The sequence below is a fragment of the Hankyongella ginsenosidimutans genome (genome assembly GCF_005144965.1).
Lineage (GTDB): Bacteria > Pseudomonadota > Alphaproteobacteria > Sphingomonadales > Sphingomonadaceae > Hankyongella > Hankyongella ginsenosidimutans.
In genome coordinates this window covers 1,836,996-1,861,241 of the sequence record NZ_CP039704.1, presented here as the reverse complement: position 1 = coordinate 1,861,241, position 24,246 = coordinate 1,836,996, and the positions used below count along the sequence as shown (strand labels likewise).

Sequence of the window (24,246 nt, the reverse complement as noted above, 5' to 3'; positions counted from 1 at the left end):
ATAAATTACCACTATATATTTAAAGAAGTAAAATAACATCAATAGGAGGCCGGACCAAGCTGACCCCATGGGGACTGTAATTCACAAGGGCGCTGCAACCAAGTCCTGCGCGCGAAACGACTGCAAGCCATCAACGCGCAGCCGTGCGCCAGAACGCCAGCGCTACGACCCTATTCTTTTATAGAGCGGCGTTCGATCTGATAGAATCAGATCGCCGCTCTATATTTTGTTTTGCCGCGATTTCTTAACCAGAAGATGAGTCCATCTGCTTGGAAATCGCTCTAATGAGGCCTGACCCTAAAGGCCGACGGGGACGGAAATCTGCAGGCCGACTGCGAAATCCGGCGCGCTGCGCGACAACCCGGCGGCGCCATATCCCGTGAGATCAAGATGCGGGCCGACATGATAGGTCCAGCCACCGTAGAGGCTGTGGCTGTCCGATGCCGTGTCGACGGTCTTGCGGGCATAATCGTAGGAGAACAACAGCGTATTGTCCCCAGCACCACGCTGGTTCCAGCGCTGACGGTCGGGCCGTTGCTGAAGTCCACATCCTGCGCCTCGCCGGCCGCAGGGTTGACATAAGTGAAGTCGCCCAGCACCCGGTAGCCCAGGTTGATGAACGGCCGGACCGTGCCATGCCCGCGGGCGATATCGACGCCGATGCCATAGTCGACCTTGCCCGTGCCCAGCCCGTTGCGCGTGGACGCCGTCGGCGCTTTCAGGCGGCCTTGAAGCTCAACCAGCCAGGTGCCGGTCCAGGCCTCCGGCAGCAGATAGCCGGCGGAAAAACTCAAGTCGCCCAGGCCGCCGGCCGTGGTTACCGCTGCTTGCGGCGCGGATGGTTCCGCCTGCGGACAGAGTCCCAGCCGCTGCCGGCGTGGGCCGCACGTCACGACGACACCGCTGTCGCCGCCGCCGACCACAGCACCCGGCCCTTCGATGCGGATATACGGGATGGTCGCACCGAACGACCAGTCGCCCCAGGCAAGCTGGGTCGTGAAGGGCGCGTAAACGATGCTGGTCTTGGCGTCGGCATCGAAATCGCCGCGGGAATAGTCGACGCCGGTGCTGAAGGTCAGCTTGGGGCGGATTGCGCCAGGCAAGGCTCCGCCAGCACCCCGGCCAGCAGGGCGAGGCTTACGATCATCTTGTTCATCTTATATCCTTAAGGTTTCCAGCCGTTGTCACGGGCCGCGCGTTCTGCGGCGGCGTTAAGCATATCCCCGTCGCGCGCGCCTCGATGGCGGCGGCGAGCGCGGGCGTTAATCCACTGGCGGTGCGCAGCTCCGTACCTTCGCGGCTCGGGCTACGCTCCAGCAACGCGATCTGCCAGGCGCCGCCATCCCGGCACGCCAGGCCCGAGATCGCCGCGCCGCCTTCCGCCGAGAAGCTGCGGCAATAGCCGCCGGCCGCGGCGAACGTGACGCCGACCCGCACCGTGCCGGTCTGTGCGTCGCTGGCGAGCGTCGTCTCCAGGGCCGTGCGCAGCGGCCCGCTCGCAACCGGCGCGCCGTCTTGCAGCGCGACCAGCGCATCGCCCTCGAGGCGCGGGCGCTCCCCGGTCGAGAGCAGCACCCCGACCACGACCGCCGCCGCCATCGCCATCCACGGCGCCAGCCGCTGGCTGAGCGGGCGCGCCGGTACCTTTGGCTTGGCGCGGCGGGCAGCCAGATCGACCACCTCGGCCGTGCGCGCCGGCGGCTCCGCCAGCAGGGCGGTCAGGCGATCCGGCGCTGGCTCGTCGAGGATCGGGGCATAGGCGTCCGCCACCATCCGGCGCACGCGGCGCAGCGCCTCGACCTGCTGCGCCAGATCCGGGCGGCTGGCGAGCACGGCGGTCAGGCGCGCCGCCGTATCGGCGTCGAGTTCGCCGTCAACATAGGCCATCAGCATCGCGTCGCTCCATTCCATCATGCCTGCTCCTGTCGCTGCGACGCGTCCGGCCGCAGCAGTGTTTCCAAGGCGGTCCGGCCCCGGGCGAGCCGGCTGGTCAGCGTACCCATCGGCACCTCCATGATCTCGGCGGCTTCCTTGTAGGAAAGCCCCTCGACCAGTACGAGCGTGATCGCCAGGCGCTGCTCCTCCGGCAGGGTCGCCATGGCGCGGGCCACCAGGCCCAGATCCAGGCGCGCCTCGAACTGCGCCAGCCCGTCATGGCCAACCGCCTCGGGTTCCGCATCGTCGTCATGGACCCGGCGGCGCACTGCCCGCGCCCGCGTCTCGTCGATCCAGGCGTTTTCATGATCCTTAGAACCCAGCGGTCGATATGGGTGCCGGGATCCAACTCTCATGCCGGCGCAGCGCCCGCTCGACAGTCGCCTGCACCAGATCGTCCGCATCCGCCGCCGTCCCCCGGTCAGCGCGCGTGCGCTGCGGCGCAGGCGCGGCAGCAGCGCGATCAGGGCTTGGCGGACTTCTGCTTGCGTATCCATCATGTTTCCCAAACGCGTCGCCTCCAGCGTTTCTTCCCGCCGCGAGAAAGATTTTATTCGCACCGAACGTTTAAAGACAGGATACAAAGACCGGGCGGAGATGGCATATGGTGAAAGGCTTCAGACTGAGCCTGCTGCTGGCGCTGGCTGCGACGCTGGTCGTCGGCATGCCGGCGCCAGTGGAAAGCCAGGCCCGCCCGGCGCGCCTGCGCGAGCACTTGCCGGAACGGGCACAGACAGCCCGGCTGCAGCGGCTGCGCTCCACCCAGACCCGGACATACTGGCGCGAACGGATGCAGCAGCGCGCGATCCGCCGTGAACGCCAGCGGGAGCGGTTGCGGCGCTTCCGCGCATTCCTTGAGCAGCTGCGTAACGGCGATCTGGTGGTGCAGGGCGAGGTTCTGGCGACCGACGCCAGCGACGCCGCGATCGCCCGCGCGCGGGATCTCGGATTTTCGGTGCTGCGCGACCGGGTGATCGACGGGCTGGGCCAGCGGTTGACGGTGCTGCGCGCCGCACAGGGCGTCGGCATCGAGCAGGCGCTGGCCGACCTGCGCGCCGCCGATCCGGGCGGCGACTATGACTACAACCATGTGCTGGAAGGCGCCGGTGCCTCCGGCCCGCGCGTCGCCGACGCGGGGAGCGGCGGCGGCGGCGGCGTGCCCGCCAGCCATGTGCGCATCGGCCTGATCGACAGCGGGGTCGACGCCGAGGCGCCAACGCTCAGGTCCGCCCACATTCTGGTCAAGGGCTTCACCGAAAGCGGCGCGATCGTCGGCGATGCCCACGGCACCGCCATCGCCTCCATGCTGGTGGGGAAAACCCGAAACTGAAAGCGCTGTTGCCGGGTGCCACCCTCTATGCCGCCGATGTCTATGGCGCAGACGACCCGGACGGCGGCTCCAGCGAGGCCGTCATCAAGGCGCTGGCCTGGATGGCGCGCGAGAATGTGCCGGTCATCAACATCAGCCTGGTCGGGCCGCCGAACCGGGCGCTGGAGAAGGCCATCGCAACGCTGAGCGCGCGGGGCTTCACCATCGTCGCCTCGGTCGGCAACGACGGGCCGAGCGCGCCGCCGCTCTACCCGGCCGCCTATCCGCAGGTGGTGGGCGTGACCGGGGTCGACAGCCGGCAGAAGGTGCTGCTGGAGGCCAACCAGGGCGACCAGGTGGATTTTGCAGCACGCGGCGCGGACGTGCTGGTCAGCACGCCGGACGGCGAACTGATGAAGGTGCGCGGCACCTCGTTCGCGGCCCCGTGGTGGCGGCGCGCCTGGCGCTCGAGCAAGCCGCGCCCAGCCCGCAACAGGGCAGCGCGAGTCTGGCCGGCCTGCGCAGTCAGGCGATCGACCTTGGCCCGCGCGGCCGCGACCCGATCTACGGCGACGGGCTGGTCGATGGAGCGCAGATCGCCAGCCGTTAAAGCATCGCGCCTAAAATGCGACTCACGGATGGGATCAGATGCGTTGTCGCATTTTGGCGCAAAGATGCTTTAGGAACATGAGTTTATAGAGCAACTTCATGCTTTAAATCAGCTTGGTGCCTGCCATCGCCGCGATGCAGATTTAAAGCATGTTGCTCTAACCGCGAATTTTCCGATTGCGGGAAGAAAGCCCAGCGCCCGCGCGTTTCAACACTGTCAGCCACGACGACCAAGGAGATACACGATGATGAAAACCGCCCTGCTTGCCTCGATCGCCCTCGGCCTCGCCGCCCCGGCCTATGCCCAGGACGCCCAGACCACACCGCGCACCAACACCAATACGGTGACCACGGACCAAGGCACCTATACCGCGACCCAGACCTACGACCCGGCAACCAAGACCTACACCAACAGCCGCACGACGACCGGCGTGAACGGCGAGACCACCAGCTCGAACGTCACCCGCCAGAAGACCGAGACCGGCTATACCGCCAGCGGCACCCGCACCGGCGTCGACGGCAAGACCTCCAGCTACAATAAGGAGTTCACCCGCAATGGTGACGGCACCGCCACGGTCAACAGCAGCGTCACCGGGAAAAACGGCGAGACCGGCCAATACAGCAACACCATCACCAAGACGGAAAACGGCTATACTTCACAAGGCACCTACAGCAGCTCGCGCGGCGGCAGCGGCACCACCAGCGGCAGCTTCGAGCGCACCGACACCGGCTACACCCGCTCGGCCAGCGCCGTGAACAGCGCCGGCGAGACCGTCTATCGCCGCGACGCGACCGTCACCCGCACCGAGGCCGGCGTCAACCGCACCGTCAACCGCCAGGGCCAGGCTCCCGGCCGGGTGAAGGCCGCCGGTCGCCGCCGCTGAAGTTACTTTTCAGCAGCCTGCTAGAGCCTTTCCGACTGAGTTTGAGGCACTTGTGTTAAAGTGCCTCAAACGCACCCTTCCTGGATGCTCCGGCACCCCGCCGGAGCATCCCCATTTCCGGCATGTGCGATGGATCCGGCCGCGCCAGATGGCCGCGCAGAAAGTCGAGCATCGCGCGCACCCGCTGCGGCAGGTAGGACCGGCTCGGATACAGCGCCCAGACCCCGGCATCGAAGCGGGTTGCCGTGACGTCGAACTCGGGAAACAGGTCCGTCAAGGTTCCAGCCGCGATGTCCCGGCGCACGAGCCAGTCAGCCAGCAGGGCGGGACCGAGTCCCTGAAGGCAGGCCAGCCGCAGGAGAGCGCGTTGGAGATCACCAGCCAGCCGCCGACCGGCACCTCGGCGATGGCGCCGGCGGCATCACGGAACAGCCAGCGGTCGCGAAAGCCGGGAAGTGCAAAACGCAAGGTGCCATGCGCCGCCAGATCGGCCGGCGTACCCGGACGTCCGTGCCGTTGCAGATACCCGGGCGCGGCGACCACCCGGTAGCGCGCGGTCAGCAGCCGGCTGCTGATCAGATCGCCCGCCGGTGCCGGCGCGAGGCGCAGCGCCAGATCAATCCGGTCACGGACCAGATCGAGCGCCGCATCGGTCAGAATCAGGTCGAGGGCGATGCCGGGATAAGCTGCGTGAAAGGCCGGAAGCAACGGCACGAGCGCCTCATTCCCGAACGCGACCGAGGTTGTGAGACGCAGGGTGCCTTTCGGGCCGTCCGCCAGATCCTCGGCCTGGCCGAAAGCCGCCTCGAACTCCTCGAGAACCGGTCCGACCCGGTCCAGAAATGCGTCACCCGCCTCGGTGCAACTGAAGCGGCGGGTTGAACGCTGGAACAGCCTCAGGCCGATCCGTGCTTCGATCTCGGCGACCTTGCGCGATACCGACGCAGGGTTGAGGCCGAGCGCGCGCGCAGCCGCCGCAAAGCCGCCGTGACGGCGCACCAGTAGCAGGATTTTCAGATCGTCGGTCTCCATTCATGCGAAATTCGCACGACTGAAGTTAATTTCAAGGTCTTTAATGGCCCACGCGCATCTCTTATGGCTCCGCCCAATGCCAACTGATGGAAAGGCCCCAACATGACCACGTTACTGCGCATCGATTCCTCCAGCCGCCATGATGATTCCTGGTCGCGCCGTTTTGGCGACGAGCTTGCCGCGCATCTCGCGCCGGCGCGCACGATCGTCCGCGACCTGGCGGAGCAGCCCGTCCCGCATATCTCGCTGGCGACGATCGGCCTTCTTCTCCGACGCCGCAACCCATGGCACGGCGGAGAAGCAGGCAACGATGCTCTCCGACGAGCTGATCGCCGAAATCGAGGCCGCAGACGACATCCTGATCACCGTGCCGATGTATAATTTCGGCGTCCCGTCCGCCCTCAAGGCCTGGATCGACCAGATCGTCCGCGTTGGTCGCACGTTCAGCTTCGACGGCCAGAACTTCGGCGGTCTGGTGACCGGCAAGCGCGCCTTCATTGTCATCGCCTATGGCGCAGCAGGTTATGCGGGTGATTTCAAGCCGGCCGACTTCGTGGCCCCTATCTCGTTTTCGTACTGAATTTTCTCGGCATCGCCGATGTCACCGTCATCCCGGTCGAAGGGATCAACATGGGCCAGGGCGAGGCCGCTGAGGCGGCGGCGCGCGCCGCCATCGCCGCGATCCCGTCCGCGCGCGCGGCATAGCAGGCTGCTGAAAAGTGGAATAATACAGCCTCATTTCGTCATTCCGGCTTTCGCCGGAATGACGGCCATAGGGTTGGAGTCTGAGAAACCACTTTTCAGCGGCCTGCTAGAGCCTGATCGGTTGAGGTTGAAGCATATGTGCTTCAACCGAGGGCGTGAATCAGGCTCTTATCAACAATTAGACCTTGATCGTTTCAGATTGATTCAATCTGAAACGATCAAGGAGCGGTTTTCGATCTGACAGAACCAGATCAGCCACTCTATACTATTGTTTTGTCGCGATTTCTTGACCAGCAGATGAGTCCATCTACCGGGAGATCGCTCTAATGGAGACGAAGATGGCGAAGATTGCTTTCCTCGGCCTTGGGGCCATGGGTGCGCGGATGGCCGCGCGACTGCTCGCCGCCGGCCATGACCTGACCGTCTGGAACCGCACCGAGGGCCGTGCCGCGGACATGCTGGCCCAGGGCGCGCGCTGGATGCCGACGCCGCGCGCTGCAGCGGACGGACAGGACATTGTCTTCTCGATGCTGCGTGACGACGACGCCGCAACCGAGGTCTGGCTGGGGCGGACGGCCCTCGACGGGCTGGCCGAAGGGGCTGTCGGGGTTGAATGCTCCACCCTGTCGCTGCCCGGTATCCAGCGCCTCGCCGGGGCCTTTGCCGCGGCCGGTCGCAGCTTTATTGACGCGCCGCTCGCGGGATCGCGGCCGCAGGCGGAAGCCGGGTCGCTGATCTTTCTGGCCGGCGGCGAGGCGGCCGATATCGAAGGCGTGCGCCCTGTCCTGCTGGCCATGGGCGGCGCGCTCCATCACGCCGGCCCGACCGGCGCGGGCTGCCTGGCAAAGCTCACCGTCAATGCGCTGTTCGGCCCAACTGGCCGTGGTGGGCGAACTCATCGGGCTGATCCGCAAGGCCGGCTTCGACCCTGCCCCCATAGTTGCCGCTTATGCCGAAACGCCCGTGGCGTCGCCGGCGCTGAAGCTTGCCGCCCCAGCCATGCTGGGCGACGCCTTCCCGGCTGCTTTTCCGATCGACCTTGTCGCCAAGGATTTCGCGATGCTCGCGCACAGCGCCGCCGCAGCCGGCGCGGCCATGCCCGCAGCCGCTGAAGTGGGCCGCAGCTACGCCGCCGCCCGCGACGAAGGCTTGGGCGACCTGAACGCGACCGGGATCGTGAAGCGTTATGCATGAGAGCGTGGCTTCCAATCGGATGGCATCATCCGGTTGGAAGTCGCAGGACGTACACCCTGAATTGATCCCATCCGCCGTCGGCATGCCGAAAGGCTGTGGCGGCGGTGACGGAAGCGCTCGACCCGCCGTGGCTGGTAGAGTGGCGCGCCGGACCCGGCCTGCGCTTCCCGATCATCTGCGCCTTGTGCGGAAAAGCAGGACCAGTTCCGAAATCCCGTCCGCACGGTCCAAGAACAAGCGCGCCAATGTCGTGCCGCTGACGCCGTTCGCCCTATCGATCCTTGAGACCCTGCCGCGCTTCGTGAACTGCGATTTCGTTTTCACCACCACGCGCAAGACAGCGGTGAGCGGGTTCAGCAAGATGCTGGCGCGCATCTCGGAGCTGTCCGGGACAAAGGATTGGCATCTGCACGACCTGCGTCGCACGGCTGCATCAGGCATGGCGCAAGTGGGCGTTGCGCCCCATGTGGTCGAAAAGGTTCTCAACCATTCGAGCGGGATCATCTCCGGGGTAGCCGCAGTCTATAACCGCTATGGCTATGTCACCGAAAAGCGCGAGGCGCTGGAGGCGTGGAACGCCTATTTGGGAGGCTTGGCCGACACCGACCTCGGGCAAGCAGTGTTGAATTGTCCACCGCTTCCTGATATGGTCATGAAAGTGGTCAGGAGATATGCGCATGGATAGGATCAACCTTGCTGATGCCAAGGCGCATCTGAGCGAGCTTGTCGATCGCGCGGAAGCGGGCGAGACGGTGGACATCATCCGGCGCGGCAAGCTGGCAGCGCGACTGTCACCTCCTGTTCCGCTAAAGCGCAAACTGGAACCGGGCAGGCTCGCCGCGTTGACAGACCGGCTTCCTTTCCAAGAGGAAAGTGCAGCGGATTTCATTCGCGCCCTGCGCGACACTGACCGTTACTGATGATCTATATCGATACGTCAGTCATCGTCGCGGCACTTACGCGCGAAGGAACGACGCAGCGCGTGCAACAATGGATCGAAGCTCGACCGGAGGGTGAACTTGTCATCAGCCCTTGGGTTGTAACCGAAGTTTCGAGCGCATTGTCGGTCAAGGTTCGGACGGGCGCATTATCCATCGAAAACCGCGCCGAAATCATGGCGACATGGGCGGAGTTGCAAAGCGAGATTTTTGTGTCTGTGCTGGTTGCGGGAAATCATTTCGACGTGGCGGCGCGGTTCGCGGATCAGCATGATTTGGGGCTGCGCGCCGGGGACGCATTGCATCTGGCGATTGCGTCGTCTGCTGGACATCGTCTCGCAACGCTCGACAAGATCATGGCCGAGGCCGCGCCCAAGCTCGGTGTGCCGGTGGTTACGGTGTGACGGAGTCCGTTTTGGTCCCGGAACACTTGCCGGACGATGATATTGTCCAGCTCTCGGTCGCCTATAACATGATCGGCAAACACCGTTTTGGCGGCTCTTGGACGTCTGCCGGTGATATGACGATTGCGGCGCGGATGGGACAGAGCCGCCGTCGGCATGCCGAAAGGCTGTGGCGGCGGTGACGGACGCGCTCGACCCGCCGTGGCTGGTAGAGTGGCGCGCCGGACCCGGCCTGCGCTTCCCGATCATCTGCGCCTTGTGTGGAAAAGCAGGACCAGTTCCCCAAACATGAACAGAGTTAGCTTATAATCGCGGGACCAGCGGGGGCAGGTCAGGGTAATGTAGCCACCATAGGATTTAGGTGCTCTGACGTGCTCCCCTGAAATGTGACCGCTTTTGGTAGAGTCCGACGCCAAGGAGTCGGACGATATGAAGCGAAGCAGGTTCAACGAAGAGCAGATCATTGCGATCTTGAAGGAGCAGGAAGCTGGGATGGCGACGGCGGAGGTTTGCCGCCGTCACGGGATCAGCTCGGCAACGTTCTACAAGTGGAAGTCGAAGTTCGGCGGTCTGGATGTGTCCGAGGCCCGGCGGCTGCGGTCGCTCGAGGAGGAGAACTCCCGCCTGAAGAAGCTTCTGGCCGAGGCGATGCTCGACAACGCGGTGCTGAAGGATCTGGCATCAAAAATGGTAACGCCCGCGCCAAGCGGAAGCCGTCGCCCATGCCCGGGAGCATCACGGGGTGAGCGAGCGTCGGGCGTGTGCACTGGTTGGTGTGAGCCGAAGGGTGATCCGTTACGAGCCGACGAGGCCGGATGACGGAGCGCTGCGGCAACGGTTGCGTGAGCTGGCGGCGGAGCGCCGCCGGTTCGGTTATCGCCGCCTGGGCTACCTGCTGGCGCGGGAGGGCATCGCACCCAACCACAAGAAGCTGCTGCGCATCTATCGCGAGGAAGGGCTGCGCGTGCGTCGCCGTGGTGGCCGGAAACGGGCGCTGGGTACGCGCAGACCGATGGTGCTGCCGGATGGTCCGAACCAGCGCTGGTCGCTCGACTTCGTCTCCGACAGCCTGATCTGCGGTCGGCGCTTCCGCATCCTGTGCGTGGTCGATGACTACACGCGGGAGTGCCTGGCGCTGGTGGCCGACACCTCGCTGTCCGGGGCTCGGGTGGCGCGGGAACTAACCAGCCTGATGGGCAGCCGTGGCAAGCCGCACACGGTGGTCAGCGATAACGGCACCGAACTGACCTCGTCAGCCATCCTGCGCTGGTCGCAGGAGCGGCGGGTCGAGTGGCACTACATCGCGCCCGGCAAGCCGATGCAGAACGGCTTCGTCGAAAGCTTCAACGGTCGCCTGCGCGACGAATGCCTCAACGAGACCTTGTTCACCTCGCTGGCCCATGCCCGGTTCGTGCTGGCCGCCTGGCGGCACGATTACAATACGGTCAGGCCGCACTCGAAACTGGGCGGGAAGACCCCGCCGAGACCGCCGGCCAACGTGTCTGGGGCATGCCCCAGACACGTTGCCATCCCATCAAACAACCATCATGAAGGAGCCCGACTCTACCTCTGACTGGTAACAATCAGGGGAGCACGTCAGCTCCATTCTATCAAATCGAAGGCGTCTTAGACGGTCAGATCATAAAGGCGTCGCCATTCCCTTGTACGTCGCAATGCTGGGTCAGCTTCTGCGATGACCTCTAAGGCCTTCCCAATTCATACGGCATTTGCGACCTGTCATCCGCAATTAACGCGTCAAGCAGTTGAAGCGTCTCAGCCGGAAATCTCCTGCAAAGTCGTTGGTGCCTTCTTCCGGCTCTTTGGAAAGACGATAGGTTATCATGTCGAGATGCGCCACGGGCCGAATCAGGCCTACTAAGGTCCGAACGGCATCCGGGAAATTGTCGCCAGACTTCTCAATCAAATGTGCAAAGCTGCGAGAGGCGCTTTCGGTTCGGTATTTGACCTGACGTGGCCAAGCCTTCACGATGAAGGGCTTTACGAACGAGGTCCATGTGCCCTGTTCAGATGCGATATTTCCTAGCATCCACAGAGCATCACCCCGTCCCTTGTCATCCAGAGCAATCAGCGCTTCACGCGCTTGCTTGAAGGAGATCAAAGGGCCGCCGTCCTTCTCAGGTCTGGTGAGAACCACCATCTTTTGAACCAAATGCTGCTTTTCAGATTTATCCAGCCCCAAACAGGTTCGCCCTTCAGCAAAGCAAGCAGATGGGGGCAGAGCATTTTCAGCGTTTTGGTCGTGGGCCATTCCCGGCTTTGAGCAAAGCCATGCCAAACCGCTTCCGACAGCGGATGATCAATCGAGAACATGGGCCGTAGAACTCGATGTGTCCATTCCGGAAAACAGTGATCGATCCAAGGAAAATGTCGCGCGACTACGCAGGCGGCATGACCGCCGCCGTCGCCATTAGCTTCGAATAGAGCTTCAAAGCGTTCGCCTAGACCGTCAGGCATCGTCCCTTGCTCAGTTGCAGTATCAGGCATGAGTCGACTAAGCACCTCGGCTAAAACACCGATCGGGCTATTAATTGCCTTGTTGATAGATACCTCAGAGCGATCCTGAACTACTCCGCCAACTGAAGTGTGTCCTATGCCGCTCTTTGTCAGCTCAGGTGGCATCGCCACATAAATTGCAATCACCTTATCCAATATGGCAAGTGCGCGCGGGCGATCAGCTTCCGTCAAGTGAGCTGCACCCGGTTTCGTGGACACCAAGATAAGGTGTTTTGGAACCATCTGGGAACATAGTATCTCATCGCTTCCAAAGCATCTTTTGGAAGCTGGGAGACGGTATGGGCGACGAGCCAGCGCAACCTGAGGAGTCTCCTCCGGCCAGTTCGACAGCAATGCTTCCCAGAAGCCGGTTGGGACATCGTCATTTCGCAGTGCGAAGCGCAGTGCTGCCAGCGCCCGAAATGGCTGAGCTACGACAAGACCCTCGAACGGGCGGAAGTCCCGCAATTCACCGTGACGGCTCTCGGTTTTGTTTCGCGCCTCGTCGAGAATCCTGCCGATGGGGGCTGATTCAATTCCACGAGTATCAGTGACTCTCTCGACCATCCCGCCGCGTGAATCGAGCGACCGGTCTGCATTGCCAGCCCAATCGTCGGACCATTTGGGATCGACACGTTTCAGCGCATCAAGCTTTTCGCCGCCGCAGGAGACAATGGGCAGCCATTCAATTCAAGCCATGCCAATCTTTCAGCGGCATACACGGCTCTGCGTCGCCGGAAGTCAGACGCCTTCTCCTCCTCCCACCTCGTCGGGCCTTTGGCGATTCTCCGCTCTATTGCTCGGCGCTGCCTGCTAATGAAATCCGGCCAGCGCGCTCGCAGCGTGAAGAGAAGCTCCCTTGACAGCGAGGCTCCCAGAAAATCTTATCCTTCAATTCTGACAGAATCGCAGCGGCTTGGCTTGCGGACACAACTCCGGGAAACATAGCCGCATAAATGGACAGCTTCCCGAAGAAGTAGCCATCATTTATGGGCCATTGCCTCACTTCGAGTGCAGCTGCCTCAGGGTCAAGCTCGATGAGGCGAACAAACAGATCACGAAACCACAGGAAATACTGTGTCTTTCGTCCGTGAAAGGATTCACCTCGTTCCCCAGTGGGGTGAAGGGTCGGCATGTCCCACCACACCGTGCCGATCTCGTCGAGAAGGGATGATGCGGCCAAAGGCTGCGCCGCACAACAGCAATGACCCCGGCCAATTGCTCGTCAGGAATATCTAGCTTCTCGTTGTGCCGATCTAGCAGCCTGACCTTCGCATCAACCAATCGCCGGAGAGGCAAGTCATCCCAACTTTCCTCCACGGGATAGCTACGTTCATAATTGTCCCGACTGAACTCAACGCGAGGCTGGGAAACACGCTCAAAGAATCTCAATGCGGCACCCGACCAGCCCTCCTTGCCAACCATTGACCGAAATTCGCGCCAGCCATACTCGCGATCAGAATTGCCGCCGTGATCACAGCTTTCGAGATAGAGACGCCAGAAGGTGACCGCCTCTTGCGGAATGTCGCCTTCGCGGCGATGTAGCCGCATGACTACAAACCCGAGCATATTTGGGTTGAGTTGCTTCCAGCCCGCCGCCCACCAAACCGCGACGGGTTCATGCATCACATCACCGAACCATCTCGCAATGTGGTTAAGGCGTTCTGGCAACGGGTTTGCCAATTGCGAATGCCATCCTCTTAGCCCAGTCCTTTCAGGAAAACTGGCATCACCATGCTTCCAGTTCAGCGGGTTAAAGCCGGGAATGGTGCGCTGGCCATTGGCTTCCTTGGGAGGGCGAGGCGGGTCATTATCCAAGCCAAAGAGGTCGAGCGGGTCGATTTCCTCTTCATCGTTCCACGACCGCTTCCTTGGTTCGCCATAACGGACATTCGGGTCAAAGACACACATCCATTCCGCAGAGGGAGCTGGTCTTGCATCAGCAAAGCGCTTCGCACCGTGTTTGCTACTAACCAGTTCCACGACTTGCCCGCGCTCGTGCGGGGTGACCTCAATGGGGCGCTTTTGGGCTAAACTGATTACCTTTTTAGTCCATTCTTCGGGATTTCGCACCGCATCTGCCCAAGCAGACAGCGTGTCCCAAAGTCCCGCATGATCGTCGCTCTTCCGATAGCAGATCGGTGTGACGCCTCGATCCTGCCATTCTTCTTTCGCATCCCCTCATCGCCTTGGGTAAATGCATAGATTGGAGAATTGTAGCTGACACCATCGGCAGCGTTCAGGCCTTCCAGCAGATACCGCATCGGCGGGTCTTCCGCTCGATAGCCCAGCAGGACGATTGTATATCGTTCGCGAAGGGCTTTCACGAAACGGGTTGCCCAGCCTTCAGACAAATATGCCCTACCAAAGTCTGCACTGCTGATAACATAGCCGGATGCCACACCCACTTCCGGTTTGCGTAGGCGTCCATGCAGGTAAACGACCCCTTTATGGCTTGCTGTAGCGACAGGTCAGGCAGAGCCGGAGGGACAACCCGTGAAATGCGCTTTTCGACGGCTTCGAACAGAAGATCAAAGTTCGTGGTGACGAGCTGAGGACGTCCATCCACACTCGAAAGATCAAGGATCATCCGATGACAGGAAAGGTCAGGGTTTTGGCCACTTTCAGCGCAGCATAAATCTCTCGATCGATCTCGAACTGGCCAAACTCGTGAACCAAAAGTTTGAAGACGCGATCCGAGCTGTCCCCGCGCTCCATCGCGGCGAGCGCCTTTTCGAACTCAGCTTCTCCAAGACCTTTTGTGTCAGCCCAGCGAAATCAGGAAGTCCAGCGCGCCGGGAAATCCCCGCCCCGCAAAAGAAGATGACATTGCCCTCATTGCGCTGGGTCAGCAGGTGAGAGGGTATTATCGGGCCATCAGAAAGGAAGCGCATCTCCTGACAATAGCATCCTTATAGATACTTGCGACTGCTTTTAAGAAATTGAGCCCCATACGGGGTAGATAGTAACAGCCTTTTCGATCTGATGCCCCATTGGTGCCCCGCCGGAAGGCGTTGCCTCCAAATCACATCTAAGTCACTGAAAGGATGGTGGACGCACTAGGGCTCGAACCTAGGACCCGCTGATTAAGAGTCAGCTGCTCTACCGACTGAGCTATGCGTCCATCGCTTGGCGGGTGCCAACGGCAGGGCCGGGCTGCGCAACAAGAGGCGAGGCGGTTAACAGAGTAGGACCACGCTGTCCAGCGGTATTTGCAGGGCACCCCGTCTCGCGGGCGATGGCCCTGTGCGCGCCTTCACGCCGGGCGGGTGCGCTCGCTCAAGGGGTCATCCCGGTTGAGGGCGATGTTGAGCAGCAGGCCGGTCGCGATCATCATGGTCAGCATCGACGAGCCACCATAGGAGACCATGGGCAGCGGAATGCCGACCACCGGCAGCAGCCCGGTCACCATGCCCATGTTGACACCGACATAGCAGAAGATCGTCGCCGACAGCCCCGCCGCCACCAGCCGCCCGAACTGCGACTGCGCGGTGACCGCCACCCACAGGCTCCAGCCGATCAGGATGCCATACAGCGCCAGCAGCAGCACGCCGCCAATCCACCCCATTCCTCCACCAGCACGGCGAAGATGAAGTCGGTCTGGATTTCCGGCAGGAACTTCAGGTGGCTCTGCGTGCCCTCCAGATAGCCCTTGCCGAGCAGCCCGCCCGAGCCGATGGCGATCTTCGACTGCGTGATGTGGTAACCGGCGCCCAGCGGATCGCGCTCCGGGTTGAGGAAGGTCAGCACCCGGTTCTTCTGGTGCGGCAGCAGGAACGGCCAGGCCAGCGGCCCGGCGGCGGCCACCGCGCCGAAGCTGCCGATAAACCACCACTTGTTGAGGCCGGCCAGAAACATGACCGCAGCGCTCGCCGCCAGCATGAGCACCGCCGTGCCGAGGTCCGGCTGCACCAGCACCACCAGGGTCGGCACGCCGACCAGCACCAGCGCCGGAATCAGCCGATGCGCATCGTTCACATGCACGCGCGCCAACTGATGGTAATAGCGCGCCAGCGCCAGCACGAGCGCGATCTTGGTCAGTTCCGAGGGCTGCAGGCGGATGAACCCGAGGTTGAGCCAGCTCTGCGCCCCGCCCGCCGTGTGCCCCAGCACCGCCACCACCACCAGCAGCAGCAGGCAGGCCAGCAGCGCCGGATAGGCTACCGCCAGCAGCCGGCGCAGATCGAGCGCGGCGATCGCCAGCATCAGCGGCAGGATGGCGAGAAACCGGATGGCCTGATTGCTGGCCCAGGGTGCCCAGTTCCCGCCCGCCACCGAATAGAGCAGGGTGAGGCCGATGCCGGTCAACGCCGCCAGTACGCCGACAATCGGCCAGGCGATATGCTGCAGCCGGTCGGGATCGAGCGCGGCGCGCTCACAGTGGCGACTCCGGGGCATCCGGGGCGTCCGGCGCCTGGGCGTCGGCGAGTGCGGCGGAATCGCGGGCGAACAGGAAGTTCATGATATCGCGCGCGACTGGAGCCGCGGCTTTCGAGCCCGATCCGCCATGGTCGACAATGACCGCACAGGCGTAGCGTGGCTGATCGACCGGCGCAAAGCAGACGAACAGCGCATGGTCGCGCTGCTTCCACGGCAGATCCTCGTTGCGGCGCACGCCGGCGCGGCGCTCGGCCATGGTGATGCGCCGCACCTGCGCCGTGCCGGTCTTGCCCGCCATCAGGATGCCGCCCTGAAGCCGCGCCGCACGCGCAGTGCCGCCGCCGCGGTTCACCACGTCCGCCATGGCGTTGCGCACGAACGCCAGGTGCCCGGGATTGAGGTCGAGCGGTGCCGGCGGCGGGCGCGCCTCGTCGCGGACCAGGTGCGGCTGCAGCGCCAGGCCCGAGGCCAGCCGCGCCACCATGACGCCCAGCTGCAACGGCGTCGTGAGCAGATAGCCCTGGCCGATGGCATAATTGACCGTGTCGCCGGTCTGCCAGGCGGCGTTGTAGCGCCTGCGCTTCCACGCCGCATCCGGCACCAGGCCCGACTTCTGCGACGGGATCGGCAGATCGAATGTCTCGCCCAGGCCCAGCTTGCGCGCCATGGCGGCGATCGCATCCGCGCCGATCCGGCGTCCGGTCGCGTAGAAATAGGTGTCGCAGCTGCTGTAGATGCCAGACGCCATGTCGACCCGGCCATGGCCGCGCCGTCGCCAGCAGTGAAACGTGTGGCTGCCGAGCTGATAGCGCCCGGTGCAGACCACGCTGTCCTCGGGCGGTACCCCGGCTTCCAGCGCCGCCAGCGCCACCGCCATCTTGAAGGTGGAGCCGGGTGGATATTGCCCCTGCACCGGCTTGTTGAGCAGCGGGTGGCGTTCGTCGCCGGTCAGCGCGCGCCACTCCGCGGTCGAGATGCCGCCAATGAAGCTGTTGGGGTCGAACCCCGGCACGGCTGCAAGCGCGAGTATTTCCCCGGTCGGCGCATCGAACACGATGACGGACGCGGACTCGCCGGCCAGGCGATCCTGCACGAATCGCTGCAGATCGCGGTCGATGGTCAGGGTCAGCGGCGGCGGAATCTTGCCATCGATGCGCTCCAGATCGCGGATGATGCGGCCGCGAGCATTCACCTCGACCTTGGCGACGCCGGCCGTGCCGCGCAGCCGCGTCTCCAGCGATTGCTCGATGCCGCCCTTGCCGACCGCAAAGCCCGGCGCGCGGAACACCGGGTCGTCCGCAGCCTCGACCTGCGCTTCGCTTGGCGGGCCGATATAGCCGAGCAGGTGCGCAAACGCCGCACCCTCCGGGTAGCTGCGTGTGAACAGCTGCACCGGCTGGATGCCCGGCAGCTCCGGCAGGCGCACGCTGATCGCTGAGAAGGCGTCCCAGTCCAGATCGGCGGCGATCTCGACCGGCTGGAAGCTGGCCTGGCGGGCGGCCGCGCGCTTGATGCGCAGGCGCTCCTCGTCGGTCACCGGGTAGATGGCGGCGAGCCGGTCGAGCGCTGCGTCGATGTCGCCGGCTTCCTCCGGGATCATGGTCAGGCGGAAGGCGTTGCGATTGAGCGCCAGCGGCTTGCCCGTGCGATCGTAGATCACTGCGCGCGACGGCGGGATCAGCCGCAGCGCGACCCGGTTGTCCTCGGCGAGCAGCGTGTATTCGTCGGTCTTGAACAACGAGAGGTACGCCAGCCGCCCGGCGAGCGCCAGGCCGAACGCCCCTGCGCACCGGCGATCAGCAGGGCGCGGCGGTGGAACAGGCGCAGGCGGTCTGCTTCGGTTTGCATCGGTCAGTTGGCGTCCAGCGGCGGTATCCAGCGATCTATAGCCCAGCGCTGCATGCGCGCACACAGCCCGGCAACCAGCGGATAGGCAAGCGCGCTCGACAGGGTCTGCACCAGAAACGGCTGCGGGTCGAGGGTGTAGCTCGCCAGTTGCAGCAGCGACCAGTTCAGCGCCTCGAACAGCGCCAGAACCGGGATCGCAACCGCCCAGGCGAAGATGAACGGCCGCGCGGCGAACGCGGCATACTGCGACGCGACGGACGCCGCCAGCACAAGGAACAGCGTCGCGTTCAGCCCGAACGGCGTCCCCATCCAGACATCCAGCACCAGCCCGAAGGCGAAAGCGACCGGCGGCGGCATAAGGTCCGGCCGGTGCGCGCTCCAGTGATAGACGCACAGCGCGCCCCAATGCGGCCAGAACGGTCCGGAGACGAACAGGGGCACGGCGACCAGGGTCGAAATACCAAGCGACACCAGCACCGGCAGGCTGGCGCGCACGCGGCGCGCATATTCCGCCAACTGCTCCTCGCGGGTGCGCAGCGCGCGCGGCGCGCTCATTGCGGCGTCTCCGCCTGTGGCGTCTCCGGCGGCACATCAGCCGCTACAGTCGGGCACACAGCGCCGGCGGGCACAGCGCCATGTCCGCAGGGCGGCTGATATAGGGCGACGGCACCAGCCTGGCCGGCGCAGTCGGGCTGGGGCGTGCGCCTCCGGCAGATAGGGCGCATAAACCAGCACGAGGTCGAGCCCGTTCGGGTTGGCGAACGGCTGCGCCCTGCCCTCCAATGGACCGGCACGGGTGACGACGCCGACCGGAATGCCCGGCGGAAACACCCCGCCCTGCCCGGTCGTCACCAGCCGGTCGCCAACTTCCAGCGGCGTGGCACCCGAGATATACCGCACCGAAAGATCGATATCGCTCAGGCCTTCGACCATCGCCGTCTGGCCGGTGCGCTGCACCCGCACCGGCACACGGCTGTCGGCGTCGGTGATCAGCAGTACGCGCGCGGACGTCGCCCCGACCTCGACGATCCGGCCCACCAGGCCGCGGGCATCGCGCGCTGGCTGGCCGACCCGCAGCCCGCGCCCGACGCCGCCGGCGATGATGGCAAGACGCGCCGGCGCGCTTGGGCTGGCGCCGACGATGCGGAATGCGCCGATCTGCCGCACCGGGATGTCCTGAAGGCCGGTCAGCGCGCGCAATTCGGCGTTTTCGCGCTTAAGGGTGTTGAACTGCTCGACGACCTGGCGGCTGCGCGCGACTTCCTGCTCCAGCGCCTCGTTCTGCGTGCGGACCGCAAGGTAGCTCTGCACCCACTGGCCGGCGGTGTTGACGGCCTCGAACGGGGCGCGCGCCAGCGACAGCATCGGACCCAGCGAGTCGATCGCCAGGCCGCGCAACTGCCGGGCGCCGGGAAAGTCGCGACCGCCGGAAAACAGCAGGCCAAGGCCGATCAGCAGCAGGGCCGCAAGGGTCCCGCGCTGGATCAGCCAGCTCCACCGCTGGCGCGGGGACCCGCTCTGGCGCTGCCCGTAGGTCGGCATGAGTGTGCAAGCTCTTGGGCGTTCTTAAACCCTGTGATCGGGCGATTGTGCGGTGCGGTCAAGGTCCGGCGTCAATAGGCCGTGGTCAGAACGCCGCGATACAGCGGGTTCTCCAGCGCAATCCCGGTGCCCATGGCCACGCAGATCAGCGGATCCTCGGCGACGGTGACCGGCAGGCCGGTCGCCTCGCGCAGCACGCGGTCCATGTCGCCAAGCAGCGCGCCGCCGCCGGTCAGCACGATGCCGGTATCGACGATGTCGGCTGCCAGTTCCGGCGCGGTGTTTTCCAGCGCGACCTTCACGCCCTCGATGATCTGGGCGACCGGCTCGGAAATCGCCTCGGCGATCTGGCCCTGGTTGATGATGATCTCCTTGGGCACGCCGTTCATCAGGTCGCGGCCCTTGATCTCGAGCGAGGCGCCATGCCCGTCCTGCGGGGCGCAGGCGATGCCGATTTCCTTCTTGATGCGCTCGGCCATGGTCTCGCCGATCAGCAGGTTATGGTTGCGGCGGACGTAGTTGATGATCGCTTCGTCCATCTTGTCGCCGCCGACCCGCACCGAGTTGGCGTAGGCGACGCCGTTCAGCGACAGCACGCCGACTTCCGTGGTGCCGCCACCGATGTCGACCACCATCGAACCGGTCGGCTCGGTGACCGGCATCCGGCACCGATCGCCGCCGCCATCGGCTCTTCGATCAGATAGACCTGGCTGGCGCCAGCGTTGTTGGCGGCGTCGCGGATCGCGCGGCGCTCCACCGAGGTCGAGCCGGACGGCACGCAGATCACGATCTCCGGCGAGGTGAAGGAGCGCCGGTTGTGCACCTTGCGGATGAAGTGCTTGATCATCTCTTCGGCGACGAAGATGTCGGCGATCACGCCGTCGCGCAGCGGCCGGATCGCCTCGATGTTGCCGGGGTGCGGCCCAGCATGAGCTTGGCCTCGGCTCCGACCGCGACCACCTGCTGCCGGTCCGAGCGCGGGTTCTTCAGCGCCACCACGGACGGTTCGTTGAGCACGATGCCGCGGCCGCGCACATAGACCAGCGTGTTCGCCGTCCCCAGATCGATCGCCATGTCGGAGGACATCATGTTGAGTAAACGACTGAGAAGACCGGCCATGTGTTTCGCTTGTTCTGGGGGTGGATGATGTCGCTGCAGGCCTCGCGCACGCCCGGCGCGACTCGCAGCAATGGCGCGGGAGGATGGCGATTGAAGCGGGTTCCGCCAAGGGATTTTTGTCGAGAGCCGGTAAAGATTTTTCCGTGCTTGCGCCAAGCCCGCGGCATGTATATCCTTCTTGGATATACGGATGAAGACCATGACACGCACGACCCTGTTTCAATCAAACCGGACCCAGGCTGTGCGGCTGCCCAAAGCGGTCGCATTTCCGGAGGGGACCAACGAAGTCGTGATTCTGATCGACGGCAACACGCGCATCCTCATCCCGTCGGAAGCCCTCTGGGACGATTTCTTCGCCGCCGAAGGCATCGCGCTCGGGCCGCGCCAGAAACCGGCGACCCAGCAGCGCGAAACCTTCTGATGCTGCGTTACATGCTGGACACCGACCTATGCATCCGGGTGCTGCGCGACCGGCCGGCCCCGGCGCGCGAAAGGTTCAACCGGGAAGCACGGGGTCTGTGCATCTCGACCGTCAGTCTCCATGAACTGCTCTACGGTGCAGAGCGCTCGGCCCGCCCAGACCACTACCGTGTCGAAGTCGCGCGCTTTGCCGCGCGTTTGCAAGTGCTCGCTTTCGATGCCGACGCTGCCGCGCATGCGGCGGACATTCGCGCCACGCTGGAAAAAGCGGGCAGGCCATCGGCAGCTACGACCTGATGATCGCCGGGCATGCGCGCAGTCGCGGGCTGGTCGCGGTCACAGGAAACCTGCGTGAATTCATGCGGGTCGATGGGCTGCGCTGCGAGGATTGGCTCGGATGACCATCCGCCGCCTGCCCGATACCCTGATCAACCAGATCGCCGCCGGCGAAGTGGTCGAGCGCCCGGCCAGCGCCCTGAAGGAGCTGGTGGAAAACGCCATTGATGCCGGCGCCCGGCGGATCGAGGTGCAACTGGAAGCCGGCGGGATCAGCCGCTTGCAGGTGGTCGACGACGGCTGCGGCATGACGCCGGACGACCTGCGCCTTGCCGTCGAGCGCCACGCGACCTCCAAGCTGCCGCACGACGACCTGATGGCGATCGCGACGCTCGGCTTTCGCGGCGAGGCCCTGCCCTCGATCGCGTCAGTATCTCGGCTGGAACTGGCAAGCCGCACCCAGCATGGTCCCGGCTGGCGACTGCTGATCGACCATGGCGACCGGCTGGCGGATGAGCCGGCGTCCGCCGCTCCCGGCACCCGCATCGCCGTCTGCAACCTGTTCCAGAAGGTGCCGGCGCGGCTGAAGTTCCTGAAGTCGGAGCGCAGCGAATACGCCGCCTGCCTGGATGTCGTGCGGCGCATCGCGATGGCGCATCCGCAGGTGGCGTTCGCCCTCTCCCACGACGGACGCATCACCTACCGCAGCGCGGCGCAGGCGGGCGACCTGTTCGCGGCGAGCGGCGGACGGCTCGCCGACACCCTGGGCCTCGACTTCATCGACAACGCCCTGCCCATCGACCTGCAACGCGAGGGGCTTAGCCTGACTGGATACGCCGGCCTGCCGACCCATAGTCGCGGCAGCGGCGACTGGCAGTTCCTGTTCGTGGACGGCCGCCCGGTGAAGGACCGGCAACTGACCGGCGCGGTGCGGGCCGCCTATCAGGATGTGCTGGCGCGCGACCGCTTCCCCGTGGTCGTGCTGTTCCTCGCCACGCCCAAGGGCTTCACCGATGTCAACGTCCACCCCGCCAAGGCCGAGGTCCGCTTCGCCGACGCCGGGCTGGTGCGCGGCCTTGTGGTCGGCGGTCTGAAGCGCGCGCTGGAGGCCGCCGGCCAGCGCACCTCGAGCCAGATCGGCCTGGCAGCGCTCGGGGCGTTCGCCCCGCTGCCGCCCCCGGCGCCGGGCGCGCGGGAGCCGGTCCGCGCCTGGAGCCCGCCGCCCGCCCTTGGCCCCTTGCCGCCGCAGGCGCGCAGCGAAACGCCGGACGCCGCGCCGCCGCCAGACGCCGGCCACTACCCCTCGGGGCGGCGCGCGCGCAGATCCACAACACCTACATCGTCGCCGAGACCGCGGACGGCCTGGTGCTGGTCGACCAGCACGCAGCGCACGAACGTCTGGTCTACGAGCGGCTGAAGGCAGCGCTCGCGCGAGACGGCGTCAAGCGTCAGACCCTGCTGCTTCCGGACGTGGTGGAACTGGACGAACCGTCCTGCGACCGGCTGGAGGCGGCGGCCGCAAAGCTGGCGCAGCTTGGGCTTGTCGTCGAGCGCTTCGGGCGACAGGCAATGCTGGTGCGCGAGACCCCGGCGCTGCTGGGTACGGTCGATGCGCGCGCGCTCCTGCACGATCTCGCCGACGATATCGCCGAACACGGCGACGCGCTGCTGCTGACCGAACGCCTGCATGCCGTCTGTTCGTCCATGGCGTGCCATGGCTCGGTGCGCGCCGGGCGGGCGCTCTCTACCCTGGAGATGAACGCGCTGCTGCGCGAAATGGAGGCGACGCCCAATTCCAGCCAGTGCAACCACGGCCGTCCGACGCTGGTGCATCTCGCGCGCGCCGATATCGAGCGGCTGTTCGGCAGGCGGTAGCGCCTGCTTTAACCTGACTCATCCGTCATCGCCACGGCTGCTATGCAGCCTCGCGATGTCGGATCAATCAAATTTCATCACGCATTACGCGTTCAGAACGCGGCCTCGAGGCGGGATATCAGCGCCCGCGCGGGGCTGTCGACGTCCGCCTCCGGCTGGCCGACCTGCTGCTCGAGGCGGCAGGCGCGCTCGAACAGGTCCTCGCTGCGGGCGACCAGCGCGCGGGCGGCCTCCGGCAGCATCGCCAGGCGCTCGTCCTGGCCGATCGGTACGCCGCTATTCGCCAGACCAAGCCGGCGGTCGCTGCGGTTCGCATCTTCCGGCGTCATCTCGCCGGCGGCGACCGCTTTCTGGACCAGCAGCCAGGAAATCGCATGCATCAGGCGCGTGGTGATTTTCAGGGACTCGCAGGAAAATACAACCCGGGCCATCGGCGCCAGCAGACGGCGCTCCTCCTGCCCCATGGAGTCGAAATAGCTGCGGGTTTCCTCGGCCAGGTCCATGGCCTCGTGGTAGAGCTGGTCGACCAGGCGAGCGGTCAGGGCGGCGGGAACCTGTTCCATGCGCGCGTTATGCCTGCATCGCTTTTGCTGCGCAATGACCTCTTGAAAGAAAGAGGGTTAATAACCAATTGCATGGCGTTGGGATGCGGAAGCAATCCGGTCCCAGCACTCAAGACGTCTGGCCATAATGGCAGGCGAAACCAAGTCTTGCTTTGACAAGGAGACAGAAAATGCGTGCACTTGACTTTACACCATTGCTGCGTTCGTCGATCGGCTTTGAAAACCTCAATCGCCTGGTCGACTTTGCGACCCGCCTCGACGGCGGTGATGGCAGCTACCCACCCTATAACATCGAGAAGCTTGGCGAAGACCGCTATCGCGTGACTTTGGCGGTCGCCGGATTCAAGGCGGATGAACTCGACATCACGGTTCAGGACAACCTGCTGACCATCGCTGGCCGGGCGCAGCCCGAACCCGAGGGCGAGGAGCGCCTGTTCCTGCATCGGGGCATCGCCAAGCGCGGGTTCGAGCGCCGCTTCCAGATCGCCGATGTCGTGCGCGTGACGGGCGCCAGCTTCAGCGACGGCCTGCTGAACGTCGATCTGGTCCGCGAGATCCCCGAGCACAAGAAGCCGCGCAAGATCGCCATCAACGGCGCCGAGACGCAGGACGTGGTCGACATCCAGAAAATCGCCGCAGAGTAATTCCGCGGACTGCTGCATGAGTGCGCGCCCCAGCCTTTGCCGGGGCGCGCCCGTC

Annotated in this window: 24 protein-coding genes, 1 tRNA gene and 6 pseudogenes; 14 read left to right on the top strand and 17 right to left on the bottom strand. The window is 64.6% G+C overall.

What is annotated here, in order from left to right; translation table 11 throughout:
• Positions 1 to 281 precede the first annotated feature (281 nt).
• From E6W36_RS10905 to E6W36_RS10895, 3 genes and pseudogenes are all read right to left on the bottom strand, one after another.
• Complete coding sequence (locus tag E6W36_RS10905; RefSeq protein ID WP_222872615.1) at positions 282 to 1,103, bottom strand: hypothetical protein; 822 nt, start codon at positions 1,101 to 1,103, stop codon at positions 282 to 284.
• 49 nt (positions 1,104 to 1,152) lie between these two features.
• The gene (locus E6W36_RS10900; RefSeq protein ID WP_222872614.1) at positions 1,153 to 1,914 is read right to left on the bottom strand and encodes an anti-sigma factor family protein; all 762 of its coding nucleotides are present in this window, start codon (positions 1,912 to 1,914) and stop codon (positions 1,153 to 1,155) included.
• Positions 1,911 to 2,432, bottom strand: a pseudogene (locus E6W36_RS10895) (RNA polymerase sigma factor). Before E6W36_RS10895 ends, E6W36_RS10900 begins: the two are co-directional and overlap by 4 nt.
• 107 nt (positions 2,433 to 2,539) lie before the next feature.
• Between E6W36_RS10895 and E6W36_RS10890 the strand changes: the two are divergent.
• From E6W36_RS10890 to E6W36_RS10880, 3 genes are all read left to right on the top strand, one after another.
• Positions 2,540 to 3,265: a S8 family peptidase gene (locus E6W36_RS10890; RefSeq protein WP_222872613.1), complete on the top strand. Its 726-nt coding sequence runs from the start codon at positions 2,540 to 2,542 to the stop codon at positions 3,263 to 3,265.
• Positions 3,266 to 3,273: 8 nt separating this feature from the next.
• Positions 3,274 to 3,927, top strand: a complete 654-nt coding sequence (locus tag E6W36_RS10885) for a S8 family serine peptidase (protein WP_222872612.1) — start codon at positions 3,274 to 3,276, stop codon at positions 3,925 to 3,927.
• Positions 3,928 to 4,098: 171 nt separating this feature from the next.
• Positions 4,099 to 4,737 carry a hypothetical protein gene (locus E6W36_RS10880; protein WP_222872611.1) on the top strand — a complete coding sequence of 213 codons (639 nt, stop codon included), beginning with the start codon at positions 4,099 to 4,101 and terminating at the stop codon, positions 4,735 to 4,737.
• A gap of 55 nt (positions 4,738 to 4,792) precedes the next feature.
• Here E6W36_RS10880 and E6W36_RS20730 read toward each other — a convergent pair whose 3' ends face one another.
• Together E6W36_RS20730 and E6W36_RS10875 are read right to left on the bottom strand one after the other, a co-directional pair.
• A complete protein-coding gene (locus tag E6W36_RS20730) occupies positions 4,793 to 5,041 on the bottom strand; it encodes a type 2 periplasmic-binding domain-containing protein (protein WP_281277302.1) in 249 nt (82 codons plus the stop codon).
• Complete coding sequence (locus E6W36_RS10875) at positions 5,011 to 5,769, bottom strand: LysR family transcriptional regulator (RefSeq protein WP_281277301.1); 759 nt, start codon at positions 5,767 to 5,769, stop codon at positions 5,011 to 5,013. The genes E6W36_RS20730 and E6W36_RS10875 overlap by 31 nt, the downstream gene beginning before the upstream one ends.
• A gap of 163 nt (positions 5,770 to 5,932) precedes the next feature.
• Between E6W36_RS10875 and E6W36_RS10870 the strand changes: the two genes are divergently transcribed.
• From E6W36_RS10870 to E6W36_RS10840, 7 genes and pseudogenes are all read left to right on the top strand, one after another.
• On the top strand, positions 5,933 to 6,349 hold the full coding sequence (locus E6W36_RS10870; RefSeq protein WP_246047539.1) for an NAD(P)H-dependent oxidoreductase: 417 nt from the start codon (positions 5,933 to 5,935) through the stop codon (positions 6,347 to 6,349).
• Between the two features lie 451 nt (positions 6,350 to 6,800).
• A pseudogene (locus tag E6W36_RS23405) lies at positions 6,801 to 7,229 on the top strand (NAD(P)-dependent oxidoreductase); the annotation flags it as partial.
• A 127-nt stretch (positions 7,230 to 7,356) separates the two neighbouring features.
• Complete coding sequence (locus E6W36_RS10860) at positions 7,357 to 7,668, top strand: NAD-binding protein (RefSeq protein ID WP_246047538.1); 312 nt, start codon at positions 7,357 to 7,359, stop codon at positions 7,666 to 7,668.
• Positions 7,661 to 8,353, top strand: a complete 693-nt coding sequence (locus E6W36_RS10855; protein ID WP_342776656.1) for a site-specific integrase — start codon at positions 7,661 to 7,663, stop codon at positions 8,351 to 8,353. Before E6W36_RS10860 ends, E6W36_RS10855 begins: the two co-directional genes overlap by 8 nt.
• Positions 8,346 to 8,588 carry a type II toxin-antitoxin system Phd/YefM family antitoxin gene (locus E6W36_RS10850; RefSeq protein WP_222872608.1) on the top strand — a complete coding sequence of 81 codons (243 nt, stop codon included), beginning with the start codon at positions 8,346 to 8,348 and terminating at the stop codon, positions 8,586 to 8,588. Before E6W36_RS10855 ends, E6W36_RS10850 begins: the two co-directional genes overlap by 8 nt.
• A complete protein-coding gene (locus E6W36_RS10845; protein WP_246047536.1) occupies positions 8,588 to 9,010 on the top strand; it encodes a type II toxin-antitoxin system VapC family toxin in 423 nt (140 codons plus the stop codon). The genes E6W36_RS10850 and E6W36_RS10845 overlap by 1 nt, the downstream gene beginning before the upstream one ends.
• 429 nt (positions 9,011 to 9,439) lie before the next feature.
• Positions 9,440 to 10,583 (top strand): IS3 family transposase gene (locus E6W36_RS10840; protein WP_246047533.1). Its coding sequence is split into 2 segments (ribosomal slippage): positions 9,440 to 9,714 and positions 9,713 to 10,583, totalling 1,146 coding nucleotides; the frame shifts between segments, so codons are not numbered across the junction.
• Positions 10,584 to 10,757: 174 nt separating this feature from the next.
• On the opposite strand, the gene E6W36_RS10835 is transcribed toward E6W36_RS10840, so the two are convergent.
• From E6W36_RS10835 to E6W36_RS10790, 11 genes and pseudogenes are all read right to left on the bottom strand, one after another.
• Entirely contained in the window at positions 10,758 to 11,129 is a 372-nt protein-coding gene (locus tag E6W36_RS10835) for a hypothetical protein (RefSeq protein ID WP_222872607.1), read from the bottom strand.
• Positions 11,126 to 12,091, bottom strand: a complete 966-nt coding sequence (locus tag E6W36_RS10830) for a hypothetical protein (RefSeq protein WP_222872606.1) — start codon at positions 12,089 to 12,091, stop codon at positions 11,126 to 11,128. The genes E6W36_RS10835 and E6W36_RS10830 overlap by 4 nt, the downstream gene beginning before the upstream one ends.
• A gap of 435 nt (positions 12,092 to 12,526) precedes the next feature.
• Positions 12,527 to 13,507, bottom strand: a complete 981-nt coding sequence (locus tag E6W36_RS10825) for a hypothetical protein (protein WP_222872605.1) — start codon at positions 13,505 to 13,507, stop codon at positions 12,527 to 12,529.
• A 56-nt stretch (positions 13,508 to 13,563) separates the two neighbouring features.
• A pseudogene (locus E6W36_RS10820) lies at positions 13,564 to 13,968 on the bottom strand (SIR2 family protein); the annotation flags it as partial.
• 142 nt (positions 13,969 to 14,110) lie between these two features.
• Positions 14,111 to 14,242: a hypothetical protein gene (locus tag E6W36_RS20725; protein ID WP_281277299.1), complete on the bottom strand. Its 132-nt coding sequence runs from the start codon at positions 14,240 to 14,242 to the stop codon at positions 14,111 to 14,113.
• 330 nt (positions 14,243 to 14,572) lie between these two features.
• Positions 14,573 to 14,648: transfer RNA gene (locus E6W36_RS10815), tRNA-Lys, on the bottom strand.
• Between the two features lie 132 nt (positions 14,649 to 14,780).
• A pseudogene (rodA, locus tag E6W36_RS10810) lies at positions 14,781 to 15,730 on the bottom strand (rod shape-determining protein RodA).
• A gap of 169 nt (positions 15,731 to 15,899) precedes the next feature.
• Positions 15,900 to 17,816 carry a penicillin-binding protein 2 gene (gene mrdA / locus E6W36_RS10805; RefSeq protein WP_222872604.1) on the bottom strand — a complete coding sequence of 639 codons (1,917 nt, stop codon included), beginning with the start codon at positions 17,814 to 17,816 and terminating at the stop codon, positions 15,900 to 15,902.
• Positions 17,756 to 18,307: a rod shape-determining protein MreD gene (gene mreD / locus E6W36_RS10800; RefSeq protein ID WP_222872603.1), complete on the bottom strand. Its 552-nt coding sequence runs from the start codon at positions 18,305 to 18,307 to the stop codon at positions 17,756 to 17,758. The genes mrdA and mreD overlap by 61 nt, the downstream gene beginning before the upstream one ends.
• A gap of 36 nt (positions 18,308 to 18,343) precedes the next feature.
• Complete coding sequence (gene mreC / locus E6W36_RS10795) at positions 18,344 to 19,294, bottom strand: rod shape-determining protein MreC (protein ID WP_222872602.1); 951 nt, start codon at positions 19,292 to 19,294, stop codon at positions 18,344 to 18,346.
• Between the two features lie 71 nt (positions 19,295 to 19,365).
• A pseudogene (locus E6W36_RS10790) lies at positions 19,366 to 20,413 on the bottom strand (rod shape-determining protein).
• A gap of 199 nt (positions 20,414 to 20,612) precedes the next feature.
• On the opposite strand from E6W36_RS10790, the gene vapB reads away from it, so the two are divergent.
• The 3 genes and pseudogenes from vapB to mutL all read left to right on the top strand — a co-directional run bounded on the left by vapB (position 20,613) and on the right by mutL (position 22,984).
• Positions 20,613 to 20,834 carry a type II toxin-antitoxin system VapB family antitoxin gene (gene vapB / locus E6W36_RS10785; RefSeq protein WP_222872601.1) on the top strand — a complete coding sequence of 74 codons (222 nt, stop codon included), beginning with the start codon at positions 20,613 to 20,615 and terminating at the stop codon, positions 20,832 to 20,834.
• Positions 20,834 to 21,130, top strand: coding sequence for a PIN domain-containing protein (locus E6W36_RS10780; protein WP_281277298.1), 297 nt, complete (start codon positions 20,834 to 20,836; stop codon positions 21,128 to 21,130). The genes vapB and E6W36_RS10780 overlap by 1 nt, the downstream gene beginning before the upstream one ends.
• A 100-nt stretch (positions 21,131 to 21,230) precedes the next feature.
• Positions 21,231 to 22,984 (top strand): annotated as a pseudogene (mutL, locus tag E6W36_RS10775) (DNA mismatch repair endonuclease MutL).
• Positions 22,985 to 23,076: 92 nt separating this feature from the next.
• On the opposite strand, the gene E6W36_RS10770 reads toward mutL, so the two are convergent.
• Positions 23,077 to 23,547 carry a DUF1465 family protein gene (locus E6W36_RS10770; RefSeq protein WP_222872600.1) on the bottom strand — a complete coding sequence of 157 codons (471 nt, stop codon included), beginning with the start codon at positions 23,545 to 23,547 and terminating at the stop codon, positions 23,077 to 23,079.
• A 170-nt stretch (positions 23,548 to 23,717) separates the two neighbouring features.
• Here E6W36_RS10770 and E6W36_RS10765 point away from each other — a divergent pair, with 170 nt between their 5' ends.
• Positions 23,718 to 24,191, top strand: a complete 474-nt coding sequence (locus tag E6W36_RS10765) for an Hsp20 family protein (protein ID WP_222872599.1) — start codon at positions 23,718 to 23,720, stop codon at positions 24,189 to 24,191.
• Positions 24,192 to 24,246: the final 55 nt, after the last annotated feature.

Bases quoted from the DNA above. Each gene is read 5' to 3' on its own strand.
- E6W36_RS10765 (WP_222872599.1), top strand. From the start codon at position 23,718: ATGCGTGCACTTGACTTTACACCATTGCTGCGTTCGTCGATCGGCTTT.
- vapB (WP_222872601.1), top strand. From the start codon at position 20,613: ATGACACGCACGACCCTGTTTCAATCAAACCGGACCCAGGCTGTGCGG.
- E6W36_RS10780 (WP_281277298.1), top strand. From the start codon at position 20,834: ATGCTGCGTTACATGCTGGACACCGACCTATGCATCCGGGTGCTGCGC.
- E6W36_RS10890 (WP_222872613.1), top strand. From the start codon at position 2,540: ATGGTGAAAGGCTTCAGACTGAGCCTGCTGCTGGCGCTGGCTGCGACG.
- E6W36_RS10855 (WP_342776656.1), top strand. From the start codon at position 7,661: ATGCATGAGAGCGTGGCTTCCAATCGGATGGCATCATCCGGTTGGAAG.
- mreD (WP_222872603.1), bottom strand. From the start codon at position 18,307: ATGAGCGCGCCGCGCGCGCTGCGCACCCGCGAGGAGCAGTTGGCGGAA.
- E6W36_RS10880 (WP_222872611.1), top strand. From the start codon at position 4,099: ATGATGAAAACCGCCCTGCTTGCCTCGATCGCCCTCGGCCTCGCCGCC.
- mreC (WP_222872602.1), bottom strand. From the start codon at position 19,294: ATGCCGACCTACGGGCAGCGCCAGAGCGGGTCCCCGCGCCAGCGGTGG.
- E6W36_RS10900 (WP_222872614.1), bottom strand. From the start codon at position 1,914: ATGATGGAATGGAGCGACGCGATGCTGATGGCCTATGTTGACGGCGAA.
- E6W36_RS10875 (WP_281277301.1), bottom strand. From the start codon at position 5,769: ATGGAGACCGACGATCTGAAAATCCTGCTACTGGTGCGCCGTCACGGC.
- E6W36_RS10845 (WP_246047536.1), top strand. From the start codon at position 8,588: ATGATCTATATCGATACGTCAGTCATCGTCGCGGCACTTACGCGCGAA.
- E6W36_RS10770 (WP_222872600.1), bottom strand. From the start codon at position 23,547: ATGGAACAGGTTCCCGCCGCCCTGACCGCTCGCCTGGTCGACCAGCTC.
- E6W36_RS20725 (WP_281277299.1), bottom strand. From the start codon at position 14,242: ATGGAGCGCGGGGACAGCTCGGATCGCGTCTTCAAACTTTTGGTTCAC.
- E6W36_RS10830 (WP_222872606.1), bottom strand. From the start codon at position 12,091: ATGGTCGAGAGAGTCACTGATACTCGTGGAATTGAATCAGCCCCCATC.
- E6W36_RS10850 (WP_222872608.1), top strand. From the start codon at position 8,346: ATGGATAGGATCAACCTTGCTGATGCCAAGGCGCATCTGAGCGAGCTT.